General features: G+C 58.9%; 13 protein-coding genes. 6 read left to right on the forward strand and 7 right to left on the reverse strand.

Annotated elements, in window-relative coordinates; all coding sequences use genetic code 11:
• Window positions 1-14 precede the first annotated feature (14 nt).
• Genes C7H10_RS14370 through C7H10_RS14395 form a run of 6 tightly spaced genes read right to left on the reverse strand, consistent with a single transcriptional unit; the run spans window position 15 to window position 6,944 of the window.
• Window positions 15-1,742, reverse strand: a complete 1,728-nt coding sequence (locus C7H10_RS14370) for a BatD family protein (RefSeq protein WP_106695426.1) — start codon at window positions 1,740-1,742, stop codon at window positions 15-17.
• Complete coding sequence (locus C7H10_RS14375; protein ID WP_106695427.1) at window positions 1,736-3,538, reverse strand: VWA domain-containing protein; 1,803 nt, start codon at window positions 3,536-3,538, stop codon at window positions 1,736-1,738. Before C7H10_RS14375 ends, C7H10_RS14370 begins: the two co-directional genes overlap by 7 nt.
• Entirely contained in the window at window positions 3,531-4,550 is a 1,020-nt protein-coding gene (locus C7H10_RS14380) for a vWA domain-containing protein (protein WP_106695428.1), read from the reverse strand. The genes C7H10_RS14375 and C7H10_RS14380 overlap by 8 nt, the downstream gene beginning before the upstream one ends.
• The gene (locus C7H10_RS14385) at window positions 4,544-5,014 is read right to left on the reverse strand and encodes a DUF4381 domain-containing protein (RefSeq protein ID WP_106695429.1); all 471 of its coding nucleotides are present in this window, start codon (window positions 5,012-5,014) and stop codon (window positions 4,544-4,546) included. The genes C7H10_RS14380 and C7H10_RS14385 overlap by 7 nt, the downstream gene beginning before the upstream one ends.
• Window positions 5,011-5,949 (reverse strand): DUF58 domain-containing protein, encoded by a 939-nt coding sequence (locus C7H10_RS14390; RefSeq protein WP_106695430.1) that lies wholly within the window; start codon window positions 5,947-5,949, stop codon window positions 5,011-5,013. Before C7H10_RS14390 ends, C7H10_RS14385 begins: the two co-directional genes overlap by 4 nt.
• 32 nt (window positions 5,950-5,981) lie before the next feature.
• Window positions 5,982-6,944 carry an AAA family ATPase gene (locus tag C7H10_RS14395; RefSeq protein WP_061331841.1) on the reverse strand — a complete coding sequence of 321 codons (963 nt, stop codon included), beginning with the start codon at window positions 6,942-6,944 and terminating at the stop codon, window positions 5,982-5,984.
• A gap of 165 nt (window positions 6,945-7,109) precedes the next feature.
• Here C7H10_RS14395 and C7H10_RS14400 point away from each other — a divergent pair, with 165 nt between their 5' ends.
• The 5 genes from C7H10_RS14400 (at window position 7,110) to C7H10_RS14415 (ending at window position 15,562) form a co-directional block, all read left to right on the forward strand.
• On the forward strand, window positions 7,110-11,990 hold the full coding sequence (locus C7H10_RS14400) for an NAD-glutamate dehydrogenase (RefSeq protein ID WP_106695431.1): 4,881 nt from the start codon (window positions 7,110-7,112) through the stop codon (window positions 11,988-11,990).
• 65 nt (window positions 11,991-12,055) lie between these two features.
• Window positions 12,056-12,733 (forward strand): carbonate dehydratase, encoded by a 678-nt coding sequence (can, locus tag C7H10_RS14405; RefSeq protein ID WP_106695432.1) that lies wholly within the window; start codon window positions 12,056-12,058, stop codon window positions 12,731-12,733.
• Window positions 12,734-12,857: 124 nt separating this feature from the next.
• Window positions 12,858-13,031 carry a hypothetical protein gene (locus C7H10_RS19220; RefSeq protein ID WP_167392914.1) on the forward strand — a complete coding sequence of 58 codons (174 nt, stop codon included), beginning with the start codon at window positions 12,858-12,860 and terminating at the stop codon, window positions 13,029-13,031.
• Window positions 13,032-13,175: 144 nt separating this feature from the next.
• The gene (locus C7H10_RS14410; RefSeq protein ID WP_106695433.1) at window positions 13,176-14,243 is read left to right on the forward strand and encodes a class I SAM-dependent methyltransferase; all 1,068 of its coding nucleotides are present in this window, start codon (window positions 13,176-13,178) and stop codon (window positions 14,241-14,243) included.
• A 185-nt stretch (window positions 14,244-14,428) separates the two neighbouring features.
• Entirely contained in the window at window positions 14,429-15,562 is a 1,134-nt protein-coding gene (locus C7H10_RS14415) for a class I SAM-dependent methyltransferase (protein ID WP_106695434.1), read from the forward strand.
• Between the two features lie 4 nt (window positions 15,563-15,566).
• Here the strand turns inward: C7H10_RS14415 and C7H10_RS14420 are convergent, their stop codons facing one another.
• A complete protein-coding gene (locus C7H10_RS14420) occupies window positions 15,567-16,190 on the reverse strand; it encodes a riboflavin synthase subunit alpha (protein WP_106695435.1) in 624 nt (207 codons plus the stop codon).
• 157 nt (window positions 16,191-16,347) lie between these two features.
• Here C7H10_RS14420 and C7H10_RS14425 point away from each other — a divergent pair, with 157 nt between their 5' ends.
• The gene (locus C7H10_RS14425; protein ID WP_106695436.1) at window positions 16,348-17,244 is read left to right on the forward strand and encodes a hypothetical protein; all 897 of its coding nucleotides are present in this window, start codon (window positions 16,348-16,350) and stop codon (window positions 17,242-17,244) included.
• The last annotated feature ends 58 nt before the right edge of the window (window positions 17,245-17,302 follow it).

The raw sequence follows: 17,302 nt of genomic DNA on the forward strand, positions 1-17,302 counted from the left end.
TGCGGCCGGCTCCGTCAGTGTGACAGGCCGGCCGGATACAGTGGCGGCAAACCTGCTGTGTCGGTCGGGACCGCCTGACGGTTTCTCAGGTCTTCCAGGCACCTGGTCAGCTCTTTGGTTACTAGGTCGCCATGGGATGGTGAATGATTGGAGAACAGCCTTTCCTGAAACCGCCCGACCGATTTCGCCAGGCCCGGGTCCCCGCTAAAGTCGATGACATCCTCCACAGTGACGAAATCCTGACCGGGAAATCGCAGTCTTGCCCATGTCACCATGAGCCCGGTGGTCTGGGCTGAGAGGCCATCAATGGCCGCCTTGAGCTTGGCGAAAGCCTGTCGTTCGCTTGCATCCTCCGGATGACTCTCGTGATGTGCTGGAGCCTGCCGCTTACGGGAGTACCACCACAACCCCGCCGTGGCCAGCCACAAGCCTGCCAGAACGAGGCTGGAGATGAACCACGGTGACACCCCGGCAGCGCCAGATGGCGTAGTCACAGTTGCCTCCGGCAGCGAGTCCGGCGTTGGTCCGGACTCAGATAAGGGCGCGGCGACCACGGCGCTTCCACCGGCGATGGCGTAACGGCGTGTTGGCAATTCCGCGTATTCGAGCTCGTCGGTCTGGGTGTTCCACCAGGGGATGCGGATGGCCGGCAGCACAGCCTCGCCCGATTGCACCGGCACCAGGGCAGAGACCTGTTGCAGGGTCGAGCGCAGACCGTCTGTGGTGGTTTCCGTGTTTCTCAGTGGCTGTTCCGGGTAGCTGCGGATGGCATCGGGTACCGCCTGGGGCAGTGCCGGCAGGGCTTCGGACGGCAGGCCAACGGCTTCCAGTGTCAGTTTTCGGTTCAGGTTGGTGCCCGCCTGAAGTTCACCGGAGGGTGGCAGTCCTTCATCGGTCAGGTTCAGTTGGCTGGCAGGTAGCCAGGTTTGATTGGCGGGATAGCTGTCTGGTACCGGCTTCACCCGTACGTCGAAAAGCTCCTGGCGGTCCCGCAGAAAGCGGAGCTGGCCGGAGGCGTCACGGGCTTGTCCTTCAAAACGAATGGGGGGTAGTGTCAGCTCACCCGGTTGTTGCGGGAAAATGGCGTAGCGTCGCTCTACCACCCGGTAGCGAATACCATCGCGGTAGCGAGCGTATTCCCGCTGTTTGCCCAGGGGCTCGATGATTGCGTCGGGATGTTCGGGCTCTGAAAGCTCGCCTCGAATCAGGTTTCCGGAAAAAAACAGCTGGATGGTCAGCACCAGCTGTTCCTGAACATACACCTCGGCTTTGTCCGCTGCCAGCTCAATAAAACTGTCCCTGGCCGCGGCGGGTTGATTGGGTGGGGTGCCGTCGGTCACTTCAACGGTGACAGGGGATGAGCTGGTGTCCTTGAAGGTCAACGCCGGGATGGTCAGGGTGCCGGTGCGGGTGGGCGCCAATTGGTAGGTCCAGGTAATCTCGCCAACCATGTCGTTATTGACCGTTTGCACGCTGTAACGCTGGTTCCGGGCAAGAATTTCGAAATCCGGTTCAACCTTCTCGATATCCGGTGATGGCAACTGAGAAAGATCGAAGTTGAACAGGTTGTTCAGGTTGATGTCGATTTTCATCGAGCCTTTGACCGTCAGTGTAAGGACTTCCCCCTGATACAGTTGGGTGCGGTCTGGCTCCACCGACAGGGTGTCTGCCAAGGCCGAAGAGGCTGTCAGCAACACGAGCAAGCCCAGACGGCTGATGGTTCTTAGAAAGCGTTTTACCATGGTGTGTCGCCCTCGTCCGGTGTGGTCTGACGTTGTTGGTGTTGCTGCAGGAATTTGCGCTGCAGTAGTCCGCCCGGGTTGTCTGGAATCCGTCTGAGCCATTGCTCCTGGCCTTGGGTGAGGGGCTGCTCAGAGATGGCTGCTGGTGCCTCGGCGGTCTGCTCGCCGGTGTCCTGCTCTGTGTTGTCAGACGGTTCCTGCGGCTCGCCCTCGGCTGTGTCCTGTTCGGGCTCTCCATCGCTCTGATCGGTGTCATCGGGCTGATCAGCATCTGGCTGCCGGGACTGGCCGGGGTCATTGCCCTGATCGTTCTGTTCCGATTCTGAACCTTCGCCCTGCTGTGAATCCTGGCTCTGGTCACCGGAACTGTCCTGCTGGTCCTGATTATCCTGGTTCTGATCGCCGTTCTGCGAACTTGAGTCCTGTTGTTGTTCCAGCAACTGCTTGACCAGCTCATGGTTGGCCCGGGCATCTTCGAAGTCGGGATGATCATCCAGGGCCTGTTGGTAGGCATCAAGAGCCTGCTTCAATTGTCCGGCTCTGGCCAGGGCATTGCCTCTGTTGTAATGGCCAACAGCGCCCGGTTGGTCTGCGAAGGCCTGGGCGGCGTCATCGAATCTGCCATCCCGGTACAGGGCGGAGCCCCGCCAGCCTGGTTTCTGAAGCAGATCAGCGGCCCGCGCCGGGTTCTGCTCGATCAACTCCGGACCTCTCTGGTCCTCTCGCTGCCAGAACCCGCCCCAGTCAAATGCCATTGCCGGGCGGGGAGTCAGGGCCAGTGGCAGTATGGCCATTGCGCAGACGGCAAACGCCCCTTTTCGCCAGCCCAGCAGTAACAGGGGCAGTGCAAGCCACAACAACCAATAACCATCATCCTGCCAGCGGTTAACGGTCAGACCATCCTCACCCCGGGACCAGTCATCACTAACCTCGGGTTGCAATCGCAGTTGCCGGATGTCGGTGTCACCCAGAGTCAATTCGTGGCTGAACCCACGGTTTTCCCGGGCCAGTCTGGCAAGGCTGTCCGGATCGGCCCGGGTGATGACAATATTTCCGTTATCCCTGATGAAGCCTCGCTTGGCCAGGGGAATGGGACCGCCCTCCCGGGAGCCCACTACCAGAGTGTTCAGGCTGTACGGGGTGCCTTGCAACCGGGCACGGATATCGTTGTGGTGCCGAGCCGGTACGTCATCAGCAATCAGCAGAATCCGGCCCTGGCCAGGAGCGCCCTGCTCCAGAAGCTCGACAGCGCGCTTTATTCCGAGGTCAGCCCGATTGCCCTGGGCGGGCATGATGGTTGGCTCCAGCACGTTGAGCATTGCCTCGATGGTGCGGCGATCTTCGGTCAGGGGTGTCACCACATGAGCATCACCAGAATACACCAACAGACCGGTCAGGCCTCCTTCCCGGAGACTGAGGATGTCCCGGATCTTGCGTTTGGCCAGGGTCAGACGGTCCGGCTCAACATCCGTTGCCAACATGGATAACGACAGGTCCAGTACAATCACCAGGCTGTCTTCGGGCTGTTTCAACGGCGTTGGTGCCTGGCGCCAACTGGGGCCTGAAAGTGCTATCGACAGGGCGAGGATGCCGAGGCTCAGTGGCAGCAAGGGAGAGATGGTCCGGGCCCCTGGTTGCTGACCCTGACGCCGGATCAAAGGGTTCAGCAGCGCTGGCGGAATATAGTGCTCCCAGCCGGTGCCACCGTGCCGCAGCCGGTGGCGCATCAGGTACAGCAGGGGTATGGTCAGCGTCAGCAGCAGCCACAGCGGCCGGATCAGGTGAAAATCAGCCATGGTCTGCCCCCGGGTCGTTTGCCTTGTGCCGGATACTCCCGCCAAGCCGTGTCGCCAGCAGGAGCAGCCAGAGGCCGGCCGCTGCGCTGGCAGGCCAGACATAAAGTTCGGTGACGGGGCGATAGAATTGCCCGTCCTGTTCAATGGGCTCCAGTTGGTTGATGCTGTCGTAGATCATTTCAAGTTCCGGCAGGCTGCGGGCCCGGAAGTACCGCCCGCCAGTTTGCTCGGCCATTCGGGTCAGCAGGTCTTCGTCCAAGTCGCGGGAGGGGTTGACCCGTCGGGTTCCCAGCAGGCCTCGCTGGACCATGGAATCCGCTCCGATGCCGACGGTATAGACCCTGACGCCTGCTGCCTGGGCAATCTCGGTGGCTTTGTCCGGCGTGATCTGGCCTGCTGTGTTGGCGCCGTCTGTCAGCATTACCACCACCCTTTGGTCGTGGGGCCGGTCGCGCAGTCGTTTGACCGACAGGCCGATGGCATCACCAATAGCGGTTGCCCGCCCCGCCATGCCGATGCCGGATTCATGCAACAAGGTGCGTACGGTTTCCCGGTCAAAGGTCAGGGGAGCCTGCACATAGGGCTCGGTACCGAACAGGATAAGCCCAAGGCGGTCACCCTCCCGGTGGTCAATAAATTCATCCAGTACTCGTTTTACCGCCTCCAGCCGGTCTATGCCACGACCGTGCAGAACCATGTCTTTCTCATCCATACTCGGGGAGATATCCACCACCAGCATCAGGTCGCGACCACTGACCGGCATCTGGATCTGTTCGCCGACATGCTGGGGCCTGGCAATGGCCACCACCAGGCATAGCCAGGCCAGCAACAACAGCAGTCGCCGCCAGCGGGGTGTCGCCTGGCCACTGCTGCTGACGCCGGGTAACCCGGAAAGCCAATGGCCGACAGGGATAACCGGGGCATCGGCGGCCTGTTTGCTGTGTCGGCGGACTAGAAACAGTAGAGGCAGAAGCGCCAATAACAGAAGCCAGGGGTAAGCAAGGCTCATGATATCTGTGCCTCCAGCCAGAGGACTGCGAAATCCAGCGCCTGGTTTGGGTCGGCGGTTGGGCTGGGTTGCCAGGTGCTGGCGACCATGGCTTCCACCAGCGGGCGGGAAGCTATCCGGTTGTCAGGCGCGGCCGCCAGTAAAAAGGCGATCCATTGCTCACCGGACATGACTTGCGGATTCTGGTTGGGGTGCACCTGCCTGGCCACCCGTTTCAGGAACGTGTTGAGCTCACCAAACCACTCAGGGGTTTTGCTGGCGCGGGCCTTAAGGTCCGTCAACAGGCGGCGGGCCTCACGGCGCCACGCGGTTTTTCGGCGCTGCCGCCGCCACAGCGTTACCGCGACCGCAAGACCAACGGCGCACACGATTGCCAGAAGCCACCAACCGGGCGCCGGCGGCCAGATTCCGCCGGTGTCCGGAAGGTGGATATCCCGCAGTTGGGCCAGTGGGTCCTGTTCGTTCATCCGATGCGACCTCCCGGGCCCAGCAAAATACGTAGTGCGGCGGCAGGTTCCTGTTGAGTCAGTACCGTGGCTGCCTGCACCCCGGAGGTGCGGAAGCAGTCAGATAGCTGCCGTTCGTGGGAGGCCACTTTTTCGCGCCATGCCCTCTGGAAGGCCGTGTTGGAGGCATCGAACCAGATGGGGCCATCCGGGCCGGCAACGGCGAAACGCCCGCTAGGTGGTAACTCGTTTTCCAGAGGGTCAAGAATACGGATGGCGCTGACGCTGTTGTGCCTGGCCAGTGCACCCAACAGGCTGGTTGTTGTGTCTGTGACCGTCATGAAATCGCTGATCACAAAAATCCGACTGCCGGTATGGGCCACCCGGCGGGCCTCTGCCAGTGCGGTATCAAGCCGGTGTTCGTTAGCGGCGGACGGGGCGGGCGGTGAGTCAGACCGGTGCTGCAGGCCGGCCACCTGGTCCAGCAGGCGCAGTACCGATTTCTGACGCCGTGCCGGGCGCAGTACTTCCAGTTTCTCACTGTTGAACACCAGTCCACCTACCTGGTCACCGGCCCACAACGCAAGCCAGGCGAGCAATGCTGTGAGCTGGGCACAACGTACCTGCTTGTAGGCGCCGGCACTGGCGAAAAACAGGGTTGGGCCCAGGTCAGCGATCAGCAGAACCGGCCGCTCCCGTTCTTCTTCATACAATTTGGTATGGGGAGCCTGACGCCGGGCGGTTACCCGCCAGTCGATACTCCGGATATCGTCCCCGGGCTGATACTGGCGAACTTCGGAGAAGGTCATTCCACGGCCTCGCTGGCGAGATTGCCGGAGGCCAGACTGGCGGGACCGCACCGGCCGTGCCGAAGGCAGCTTCAGTGCCCGGGCGTCAGCCTGCAGTCTCACCAGCTCTTGCAAGGTGATGTGGGTGGCGGGAATTGCGTTAGCCATGCTGTCGTTACTGCCTCCTGCTGCAGGTAACTTCAGGCTGTCACCGGAACCTGGTCAATCAGTCGCTGGAGCACGGTGTCTGCGGTCATGCCTTCAGCCTCGGCTTCAAAGGTCAGCAAAATCCGGTGCCGGAGCACATCAAAGGCCATAGTCCGGACATCGTCCGGTGTGACGTAATCCCTGCCGTCCAGCCAGGCCAGGGCGCGGGCGCAACGGTCCAGCGCAATGGTGCCACGGGGGCTGGCGCCGAATGCGGTCCAGCGGGCCAGTTCCGGGTCCAGGCTGGCGGCATCCCGGGTGGCGAGAATCAGGGCTAACAGGTACTGCTCAACCGGTTCTGCCATGTAGATATCCGATACCGCCTGACGTGCAGACATCACCTGATCCTCTGTTAGACGAATGTCTACGTTCGGGATTCCCTGACGGTAGTCGCTGCGGGCAAGGTGCAGAATCTGTCTCTCGGCATCGGCAGACGGGTAGTGAATCACCACATGCATCAGGAAACGGTCGAGTTGGGCTTCCGGCAGCGGGTAGGTGCCTTCCTGCTCGATCGGGTTCTGGGTGGCCATCACCATGAACAGTTTGGGCAATGCGAAGGTCTGCATGCCAACACTGATCTGGCGCTCACCCATGGCTTCCAGCAGGGCGGACTGAACCTTGGCCGGTGCGCGGTTGATTTCATCGGCCAGCACGAGGTTGTGAAAGATGGGCCCGCGCTGGAACTCGAACAGGCCGGTCTCAGCCCGATAGATCTCGCTGCCTGTGACGTCGGAGGGCAGTAGATCCGGGGTGAACTGGATACGGTGAAAATCACCCTCAAGGTGGTCGGAGAGTGCTTTTACGGCGGTGGTTTTGGCCAGGCCGGGGGCACCTTCCACCAGTAAATGGCCATCAGCCAGCAAGGCAATCAGCAGCCGGTCTACCAGTTTCTCCTGGCCGATGATGCGTTTTGCCAGTTGTGCTCGGAGGTCACCAAACGTTTGCTGTAACGACATGAAATTCTTTGCTCTTGGTTCTTGATAGTCCAGCGGGCGCGGGACGAAATTCTGCGTAAGTAGTTGCCGCAGTTTTGGTGTCTGGCCGGCAAAAATCAAGGGCTTGACTATGCTTATGTGACGATACCCTGATTACGTTTATTTCACACAAACCAGAGGTTGGATATGAATGCGCTGACAATCGCCAGCAAGGATCAGTTTTTTGAACAGTTGGCCGATGCGTTCTCAGAGAAGATTGCGAAGACCGAGGCAAAAAAGATCGCGGAATTCGCCCGACAGCATTATGCGCATGTTCCTCTCGAGGAATTGGTGAGTCGCCGGTTTTCGGATACCTATGGTGCGATGCTTTCGGCGTGGCAGTTTATCCAGAAACGTAATGCCGAGGCGACACCTGTTTCAGTATTCAATCCCGATCTGGAAAGCGACGGATGGCAGTCCACTCATACCGTTATTTTCATCCTGCACCCTGACATCCCGTTCCTGATTGATTCGCTACGAATTGCCATTAATCAGCGTGAGATCGGGACGCACTCGATTCAATACTCGATCCTGAATGTGCAGCGGGACAAGGATGGCAAGCTCAAGAAGTTGTTATCCACTAAAAAGGCGACGGCCGGCGCCGCCTACGAGTCGTTTATTGTCCTGGAGATAGACCGGCACAGCGCGCCGGAAGATCTGCGTAACCTTGAGGATGCCCTGCAGAATGTGCTCCACGAAGTGCGGATTGCCGTGGAGGACTTTCCGGTTGTCAAAAACAAGGTGAGTGAGATTCTTTCCGAACTCGAGGCCACGACGGCTGGCATCAGTGACGAAGGAAAGCAGGAGGCGAAGGCCTTCCTGCAGTGGTTGGTGGAAGATCACTTCACGTTCCTGGGCTATGACGAGTATGACTTCGCGAAGGACAAACAGGGCATGGTGGTCCGCCGGGTGGAAAATTCGGAGCTGGGTATTCTGCGGGTTAACAACGAGCGCCCTGACAAGGTTCGCCTGAATGAGCTGCCCCAGCGAACCCGACACGAGATGACCCGCACGGACGATATCTTCATCTTTGCCAAGTCGGCCCAGCGTTCCCGGGTACATCGCCCGGCGTACCCTGATTACATCGCAGTCAAGAAATTCAACAGCAAAGGGGAAGTGGTTGGCGAGCGGCGGTTCCTGGGGCTGTACACGGCCCGGGTTTACAACGAGCGGCCGGATGAAATCCCCCTGCTGCGTCGGAAGTTCCAGAGTGTCATGAAACGTTCCGGTTTCCTGACCGACGACTACGCAGGCAAGGAGCTGGAGCAGATACTCACTCTGTATCCCCGAGACGAACTGTTCCAGATTGAAACCGACGAACTGTTGCGGGTGGCCAAGAGTATCCTGTACATCCAGGAGCGCCGTCGAATTGAGCTGTTCATGCGCGAAGACGTCTACGGCCAGTTCGTGACCTGTCTGGCGTTCTTCCCCCGTGATATCTACAACACCGAGCTGCGCTTGAAGGTTGAGCAGGTACTGCTGGACCGGCTGGAAGCGGAAGACATCGAATTCGTTACCCACTTCTCCGAATCGGTGCTGGCCCGTGTGCAGTTCACCATCCGGGTGCCACAGGTTGAAAACCGGCAGTTGCCGCTGGCGGAAATCCGGGACAAGGTCATTGAACTGGCGCAATCCTGGCGTGATGGCCTGTATGAGGCGCTAAGTGAAGCCTACGGAGAGGAATACGGTAACGAGATGTACCGGGTATGGGCCGGTGGCTTCCCGGCGAGCTATACCGATATGTTCTCTCCCCGGCGGGCGGCTATTGATTTGGAGCACATTGTCGCCTCGGCCCGTAACGATGACCTGGCCATGAGTTTTTACCGGGCGCTGGAGGAAGACGAGAGCACCCTGCACTTCAAGCTGTTCTATCCGGATGAGCCGCTACCCCTCTCGGATGTGATGCCGATTTTCGACAATCTTGGCTTCCGCGTCATCGGAGAGCACCCCTTCGAAGTCATCGACCGTACCGGCAAGACGGTATGGATTCACGATTTCACCCTGCAGGCCCATTCCGGCAGCGTGGTCGACATTCATCGCATTCGTCCGATCTTCGAGGAGCTTTTCCGCCGGGTATGGCACGGTGAGGCGGAGAACGACGCCTTCAACCGGATGATGCTGTCGTCCTACATGAGCTGGAGGGAAATCGCGTTGTTGCGGACCTATGCCCGCTATATGCGCCAGATCCGCTTCTCCAATAGTCAGACGTTTATCTCTAACACCCTGGTGAACCACGTCAATCTGACCCGGACACTGCTGGAGTTGTTTGAGATCCGTTTCAATCCGGACCGGTTCCAGAGCCGGGGTAAGTGCGAAGCGGCCCAGCAGAAGCTGGAGATTGAGTTCAATGCCGGCCTTGATGAAGTTGAGAATCTCAGTGAAGACCGGGTGCTGCGGCTGTTCATGGAACTGATGCAGGCCACGTTACGCACCAATTATTACCAGCCGGATGCCGACGGTCAGCCGAAGCCTTACATCAGCGTGAAGTTTGACCCAACCCGGATACCGGACATGCCGTTGCCCATGCCCATGTTCGAGATCTTCGTTTACTCGCCGAGGGTTGAGGGTGTGCACTTGCGTGGCGGTAAAGTGGCCCGTGGTGGCCTGCGCTGGTCCGACCGTTTCGAGGATTATCGCACTGAGATTCTGGGCCTGGTCAAGGCCCAGCAGGTGAAGAATGCCGTCATCGTGCCTGTTGGCGCGAAAGGTGGTTTTGTGGCCAAGCGCCTGCCAGATCCTTCGGACCGCGAGGCGTTCCAGGCGGAGGGTATTGCTGCCTACAAAACATTCATTCGCGGGTTGCTGGATATCACTGACAATCTGGTGGATTCGGCCATTGAGCCGCCGCAGCGGGTTATCCGTCACGATGACGATGATCACTATCTGGTGGTTGCTGCGGACAAAGGCACGGCGACCTTCTCGGACATTGCCAACGGATTGGCGGCCGAATACGGCTTCTGGATGGGCGATGCGTTCGCCTCTGGTGGCAGTAATGGCTATGACCACAAGAAAATGGGCATCACCGCCCGGGGTGCCTGGGTGTCGGTTGAGCGGCACTTCCGCGAAATGGGCATCAACCCCGCGGTAGACGAATTTTCTGCCATTGGTATTGGCGACATGGCCGGCGACGTTTTCGGTAATGGATTGCTGTGCTCCGAGAAAACACGACTGGTAGCGGCCTTCAACCACATTCACATTTTCATCGATCCCAACCCGGATGCTGAAAAGAGCTTCAAGGAGCGTAAGCGGCTGTTTGAGTTACCCCGTTCAGCCTGGACCGATTACGATGCCAAGCTGATTTCCAAGGGGGGTGGCGTATTCAGCCGGAGCGCCAAGTCCATTCCGGTCAGCCCGGAGATGAAAAAACTGCTGGGTATCAAGGCCGACCGTGTGCCGCCCAATATGCTGATTAGCCACATTCTCAAGGCGGAAGTGGATCTGCTTTGGGTGGGTGGTATTGGCACCTATGTAAAATCTGCCTCTGAAAGCCACTCCGATGTAGGCGACAAAGCCAACGATGGCCTTCGAGTCAACGGCGGTGAGCTGCGCTGCAAGGTGGTCGGAGAGGGCGGTAACCTGGGCTTTACCCAGCTCGGGCGCATCGAATACGCCTTGAAAGGCGGTCGGCTGAATACCGATTTCATCGATAACTCTGGCGGTGTGGATTGCTCGGACCATGAAGTGAACATGAAGATCCTGCTCAACCGTGCGGTCGCCATGGGCGATCTCACCGGCAAGCAGCGCAATATCATGCTCGAAGAAATGACCGACGATGTTTCCGCATTGGTGCTCAAGAATAACTACCGCCAGACCCAGGCCATCAGCATCGCCAGTATCGATACGGCGCCACGCCTGGAGGAGTATCGCCGGCTGATGAATACCTTCGAAGGTCAGGGCAAGCTGAACCGGGATCTGGAGTTTCTGCCGGACGACGAAGCGTTGTCGGAACGCAAACTGGCCAAGAAGGGCCTGACCCGACCTGAATTGTCGGTGCTGATTTCCTATGTCAAAGGCGACCTGAAACAGACCTTGATTGACAGCGACCTGCCGGATGACCCGCTGCTGGCCGGGGAAATGTACAAGGTGTTCCCCAAGGAACTCACCAAGCGGTTTTCCTCAGAGCTTGGCGAGCACCAGTTGCGGCGGGAGATCATCGCGACGCAGATTGCCAACGATATGGTTAACCACATGGGTATCACCTTTGTCGAGCGGCTGAACCAGTCAACGGGCGCGGATGCGGCATCCATTGCCCTGGCCTGGATTATTGCCCGCGACGTCTTCCGCATTGACAACTGGTGGGACCGCATTGAAGCACTGGATTACCATGTGTCGGCCAGTTTGCAGATAGAACTGATGCAGGACCTGATGCGCCTGATGCGACGGGCTGTGCGCTGGCTGCTTCGCAATCGCCGGGCAGAGCTCAATATCCAGAGCCATATGGAACGCTTTGCCGACAGTGTCTGGGCGATCACGTCCAGCCTGCCAGAGTACCTGGGTGAGCAGGCGTGTGCCGTCTGGGAAAAACGCCATTCGGACTTGGCCAGTGCGGGCCTGCCAAAAGACCTTGCCCAGGTACTGGCTGGTACCGGATATTTGTATTCATCCCTGGGCATTATTGAAGCTCAGGAGGCAACCGGTATGCCACTCAAGACCGTGGCCAACCTCTACTACGACCTGGGTGAGCGGCTTGATCTTAACTGGTTTGCCAACTCGATTGCGGTGCTGACACCGAATTCCCATTGGCAGGCGCTGGCCCGTGAGAGTTTTCGGGAAGATCTGGATTGGCAGCAGCGGGCCCTGACGACCGGCGTTCTTAAGCTGGCCAGAAAACCCGAGGATGTTATGGCCAGTGTGGATGCCTGGCAGGTGAAGCATCAGCCCATGATTGACCGCTGGAAAGCCATGCTGGCCGAGCTGAAGAGTGCCCGGGAGCCCGAATACGCAATGTTTTCAGTAGCCTTGCGGGAGCTTCTGGACCTGGCCCAGAGCACCATGCATCAGTCGCCCGAAGACGCCAAGACCAACTGACTATTGCGTTATGCCGTTGATTCCCGTTCAATCCCGGGCGGGAATCAATGCCGGGAGACGTGTGAATGCCACACCTGCAACATTTATTGGAGAAAAACCGTGCCTGGGCAGACGGTATCAAAGCGGGCGATCCGAAGTTTTTCGAGCGCCTGAAAAACCAGCAGGCACCGGAATATCTCTGGATCGGGTGTGCAGACAGCCGGGTGCCGGCGAACCAGATTGTCGATCTTATGCCGGGGGAATTGTTCGTGCACCGCAATGTGGCGAACGTGGTGGTGCATACGGATTTTAATTGCTTGTCGGTGCTTCAGTTTGCGATTGACGTGCTGAAGGTCAAACACATCATGGTTGTTGGCCACTATGGTTGCGGTGGGGTGCGTGCAGCGCTGCTGAACGAGGGCTTTGGCCTGATTTCAAACTGGCTGCGCCATGTACAGGATGTTCGGGACCGCCACCAGTCCGTTCTGGATGCCTTGCCGACGGTTGAGGACCGGGTGGACCGCCTGTGCGAACTGAACGTGTTGGAACAAGTAGCTCACGTGTGCCAGAACAACATTCTCCTGGAGGCATGGCGCCGTGGCCAACCCCTGACCGTCCACGGGTTTGTCTACGATGTGGCCGATGGCCTGCTGCGTGACATGGGGCTGGCGATCACCGGTGAGGAGGAGCGTGAGAAGGTTCGTCTGAAAAACCTTCAGGCGCTGGTGGAGCGACCGGTCCGGTCAGGTCGTCAAAAAACATGACACTTTAAATGTCAAAAAGTGTCAAAGAATCGTGACGGGCGTCACTTGTTGACCCTTGGCGTCATCACAGATGGTCACCCCTGTGTTTGGTACAGTAGCTACTGTAGTAATGAGGGAGGTGACCATGAAAGAACTGATGCAAAAGGCCCTGAGTGCAATCGAAGCTCGCAGAAACGCGGGCACGTCTATGAGTAGCAATCGGCAGGACGGCAAGCGAAGCGAACCTCGCCCCCAGGAAGACTGGGGAATGTCACCGGAAGATGCACTGCGTGTCGGCACGGTTGCTCGATACAAGTAAGGCCTTCACCAGGTGCCCACTGGTGTTCTGATTGACCGTTCCGTTTCCCTTTCTGATAAAGCCCTGATGTGCCGCGATGGCAGACTCAGGGCTTTTTTCCGGTTAGCATAGCGCCTTTTACGATCTCCAACGGGCTTGCTATCCATGTCTGCACTGACCAATACCCACGACGTTCTTCTTCGTAACCGCGATCTGTTGCAGGGGCGTATTGCCTTGCTGGGTGTTACCGAGCCTCTTGTACTGTCTCAATGCGGTGACAGTGGTCTGGCTATGAGTGAGCATGCGGGCGTATACAGCGCATTGGCACAACGGTCTGGCTGGCACGCCTGTTTTGGCTACGACACCGATGGCCTGGCCGCCGCAGGTTACGACACCGTTGTGGTTTTTCTGCCCAAGGCCCGTGCGGAGCTGGTTTTGCGTCTGACAATGGCTCGGTTTCTGGGGTGTGAGGGCGCGAGGTTGGTGCTGATTGGCGAGAAGAAAGAGGGCATCGGTGGTGCGGCCAAACAGTTCAAGGAAGTGGCTTCCGATACGGGCAAGGTGGACAGTGCCCGGCATTGTCAGGTCTGGGTCGGCACCAATAGTCAGCCCATGCCGGTGTTTGATATTCGTGAATGGATTAGCTGGAGCCAGCTCGAGTGTGCAGGCGTTGAAATCGCCGTGGCTGGGTTGCCGGGGGTATTCAGTGAGGGGGAGCTTGATGCGGGCACGCGGATGCTGCTTGAATCCCTGGCGGAGTCACCCTTGAAGGCGGAGCGCGTGCTCGACTTTGCCTGTGGTGCGGGCGTGATCGGTAGCTGGTTGCAGGGCTTTGCCAAACGGCATGGGCGCTCACCGGTGACGGTTGACGGTGTGGATGTCCAGGCCCAGGCTGTGCTTTGTTCCGAAGCCACCTATGCCAAGGCAGGCTTGCATGGCCAGATCTACGCTGCCGATGGGCTTTCGACCCTGGGAGGGCGGTGGCAGGCGGTAGTGACCAATCCGCCGTTCCACAGCGGGGTCAAAACCGACACGTCCATGACCGAGCAGTTTCTCCGGGATGTGGCCAGCCACCTGGTGCCCGGAGGGGAGTTGCGACTGGTGGCAAACAGTTTCCTGCCCTACGAGGGTGACATCCAGCGGCATATCGGGCCGGTAGAGCGACTGGCTCAGGATCGTCGCTTTACGGTTTATCGGGCTTTTCGCCGCGCCAGTGCCGGGTTGCGCCCATAAAAAAAGCCCCTGGGGTAAGGGGCAAAAGTGTATCTCCGGAAAAGTGCCGTTCGTCCGGGCGTGAAGAGCCGGACGACGTAACCGGAAAGGGTGTTCGGCGTGAACAGCTCTAACTTAGGATTATTTTCTAGAGTAAACAGCCTAAAACCGGTCATTTTCATCAAACCTGAAACAGAGTGCCCAAAATGACAACCGCAACGTTAGAGTTCTCTGCTGGTCAGCGAGTGCTCTGTCGCCCCGGCGTGAGTGACCCGAACTTACGTGCCTGGGATGCAGCGGATGAGCTGCTTCTGGACGAAGCCCTACGCCGTGAGCACGCCGGCGATCGTGTGTTGGTGGTGGATGACCAGTTTGGCGCACTCACGCTCGGGTTGTCTGATTACGCACCGGTATCGGTAGCGGACAGCGCAGTTCTGGGTGGCGCATTGAGCGCTAACATCTCTTTGAATCCCGATATACCTTCCGCGGTGCAGCTGGCCAGTTGGCTGAATCCACCGCAGGGGCCCTTTGACCTGATCGTCATGCGTGTGCCCCGTCAAAGCGAATACCTGGCGTGGCTGCTGCGCTGGGTGAATTCCGCACTGGCCGATAATGGCTGCCTGCTTGCCGGGGGCATGATCAAGCACCTTCCAGATCGCAGTGTTGATGTATTTGCCGAAGCCATGCCCACCGAAGCCGTTCTGCCGGCGCGCAAAAAGGCGCGTGTTGTGGTTTGTCGCCGGGGAGAGGCAAGCCTGGCGGGCTGGTCAGGGCTCTGGAAAGGTTATTCCGTTCCGGACGTTCCAGTCGCCGTGGAGGCCATGCCTGCGGTGTTTGCCCGGGACCGTCTGGACATTGGCACCCGTGAATTACTGCCACTTGTAGCCCCTGCCGTTGCCCGGCTCCCAAGTGGTGCCCGGGTACTGGATTTGGCTTGCGGCAACGGTATTCTAGGGTTGGCGGCACTGGCCTGCCGCGACGATATCCGTGTGGAATTTGCCGATGTGTCTGCCCAGGCTGTGGCGAGTGTACGGCATAACCTGAAGCGTTGCGGGTTTGAGGCAAGGGCCAGCGTCTGCCATGCCGACGGCGTCGACAGAGGCGCGGGAAACTATCAGCTGATTTTGCTCAACCCACCGTTTCATGAGGGTGGGGTAGTAAGCGATCACATTGCCTTGAGGCTATTCCGGGATGCTGCCCGGCACCTGGAACCCGAGGGCACCTTATTGATGGTGGGGAATCGCCACCTGGGCTATCATCGCTCCCTGAAACGCTATTTCAGCAGCGTGGTGCAGCGGGCGGCAAGCCCGCGTTTCGTCGTTTTTGAAGCCTGCCTGTGACCCCCTAGCTCCTTGCTGTCGGCGGCCGGTCGTAGCCAAGCCGGGCCAGGGTGTCTACGATGGTCTGGGTCTGGCTGTCTACCTCAATGTTCACCCTTTGCCCTTGTTCTGCGCTCCCGAACGTTGTGGCGCGCAGGGTTTCCGGAATCAGGTGCACGTTGAACCGGTTCTCCCGCACCTCGCCGATGGTCAGGCTGGCGCCGTTGATGGCAATGTAGCCCTTTGGGAACACATATTTTTCCCACTCGGCTGGAATCTCAAACCACAGTGTCACGTTGTTCTCCGGTCGGACGATGTCGACCAGGGTGGCCGTGGTATGAATGTGGCCGCTGAGCAGATGTCCGCCGATTTCATCGCCAATGCGCGCTGCCCGTTCAAAGTTTACCGTATCTCCGGGGGATAACTCCCCAAGTGTGGTCAGGCGCAGGGTTTCCTGCATGGCGTCAAAATAAAGGCGGGTTCCGTCCTGGCGAGTGACTGTCAGGCAGGTTCCGTTAATGGCGACCGAAGCCCCGATAGTTACTCCTTCAACCCGTGCCCCCGGAAAATCGATAACCAGAGTATTCAGGCCCGGTGATGCAATAATCTCGGTGACTTTGGCGATACCCTGAACAATACCGGTAAACATAGTGGTGCTCCTGAACCCTGATTTGATCGAGCAAGGATACCGGTGGCCGGTTCGGTTGCCAAGAAAGCCCGCTGAACAAGCGTCGGCAAACAGGACATTCAAGAAACAGTCGTATTGGCCGATACTTGCAAAAGGAACGAACCGATAAGGTGGCCTCATGGCTGAGCAAACCGCAAAGAACCTGACAGACGATGCCAACGCTCCGGGCGCGGTCCTGAGGCCGGGCCGTGCGGCTGATCCGGTGCCCGACGCTGCGGGGTCTGCCCTGAACTCGGCTCAGCGCACTGCGGCTCTGCAAGCATCAGAGGCGGCGCGGTCGGAGTCTGATCGAACCCCGGAGCCCGCCGAACAGGAGGGGGGTGATGAGCAGGACAACGAGGCAGGGCGCGAGTCACAGGGTGACATAGAGAAAGCGCTGGCGGAATCAAAGCAGCGCAAGCTAAGACTGATGCTGCGCCAGTGTGATCGGGTGCTGCTGATGGATTTCGACCTGTTGTCGATGTCTGACTGGCCAACCAACTATCAGATGGCTGCCGCCCGCCGGAGTCGCGACCTGTGGGTGTTCAGTGCACTGGTGGCCGCCACCATTTTTCTCTCCGGGCTCACCGGTTTCATCCCGGCCTGGATTGCCGGTGGTGGCTTTGGAGCCTTCGTTATCATCCTGTTGCTGGGAGTGCCGATCATCCGGCGGATCTACACTGAGAAGCCGTCCTATCTGGACCTTGTGGTTAAGCGGCAGCGCCTGCTGCGTGATGCCCGGAAGCACGTGGAGCATCTGGAAGGCAAGGAGGGGCTGGTTTGGCAATGCGCCAGGATGGCGGAGTATAACCCCGCACTGAAGCATCCCAGGTTCAGCGATATTATCCGCTTGAGTGAACAGCGGGTTCTGGCCAGGCAACTTGTCCGGCGGGAGTATGTGCGCCTGTATCTGATTTACATGCTGGAAGCAGAAAAGGCGTACAGCCGCGTTCAGCAGGCGTTTTTCGATGGTAATCAGGAAGCCATCGATAAGGGTTGGCAATCGGTTGCCGCGGTGCCGGCCGAGCGAACTTGACATGGTGGGTCTTCAAACGTATGTTTCAAACAGACGTTTGCTAGAGGCACTGAAAACA

It is taken from the genome of Marinobacter shengliensis, assembly GCF_003007715.1.
GTDB lineage: Bacteria > Pseudomonadota > Gammaproteobacteria > Pseudomonadales > Oleiphilaceae > Marinobacter > Marinobacter shengliensis.

Coding starts and splice junctions, on each gene's coding strand:
- C7H10_RS14410 (WP_106695433.1), top strand. CDS start 13,176: ATGTCTGCACTGACCAATACCCACGACGTTCTTCTTCGTAACCGCGAT.
- can (WP_106695432.1), top strand. CDS start 12,056: ATGCCACACCTGCAACATTTATTGGAGAAAAACCGTGCCTGGGCAGAC.
- C7H10_RS14375 (WP_106695427.1), bottom strand. CDS start 3,538: ATGGCTGATTTTCACCTGATCCGGCCGCTGTGGCTGCTGCTGACGCTG.
- C7H10_RS14385 (WP_106695429.1), bottom strand. CDS start 5,014: ATGAACGAACAGGACCCACTGGCCCAACTGCGGGATATCCACCTTCCG.
- C7H10_RS19220 (WP_167392914.1), top strand. CDS start 12,858: ATGAAAGAACTGATGCAAAAGGCCCTGAGTGCAATCGAAGCTCGCAGA.
- C7H10_RS14420 (WP_106695435.1), bottom strand. CDS start 16,190: ATGTTTACCGGTATTGTTCAGGGTATCGCCAAAGTCACCGAGATTATT.
- C7H10_RS14390 (WP_106695430.1), bottom strand. CDS start 5,949: ATGGCTAACGCAATTCCCGCCACCCACATCACCTTGCAAGAGCTGGTG.
- C7H10_RS14395 (WP_061331841.1), bottom strand. CDS start 6,944: ATGTCGTTACAGCAAACGTTTGGTGACCTCCGAGCACAACTGGCAAAA.
- C7H10_RS14400 (WP_106695431.1), top strand. CDS start 7,110: ATGAATGCGCTGACAATCGCCAGCAAGGATCAGTTTTTTGAACAGTTG.
- C7H10_RS14370 (WP_106695426.1), bottom strand. CDS start 1,742: ATGGTAAAACGCTTTCTAAGAACCATCAGCCGTCTGGGCTTGCTCGTG.
- C7H10_RS14415 (WP_106695434.1), top strand. CDS start 14,429: ATGACAACCGCAACGTTAGAGTTCTCTGCTGGTCAGCGAGTGCTCTGT.
- C7H10_RS14425 (WP_106695436.1), top strand. CDS start 16,348: ATGGCTGAGCAAACCGCAAAGAACCTGACAGACGATGCCAACGCTCCG.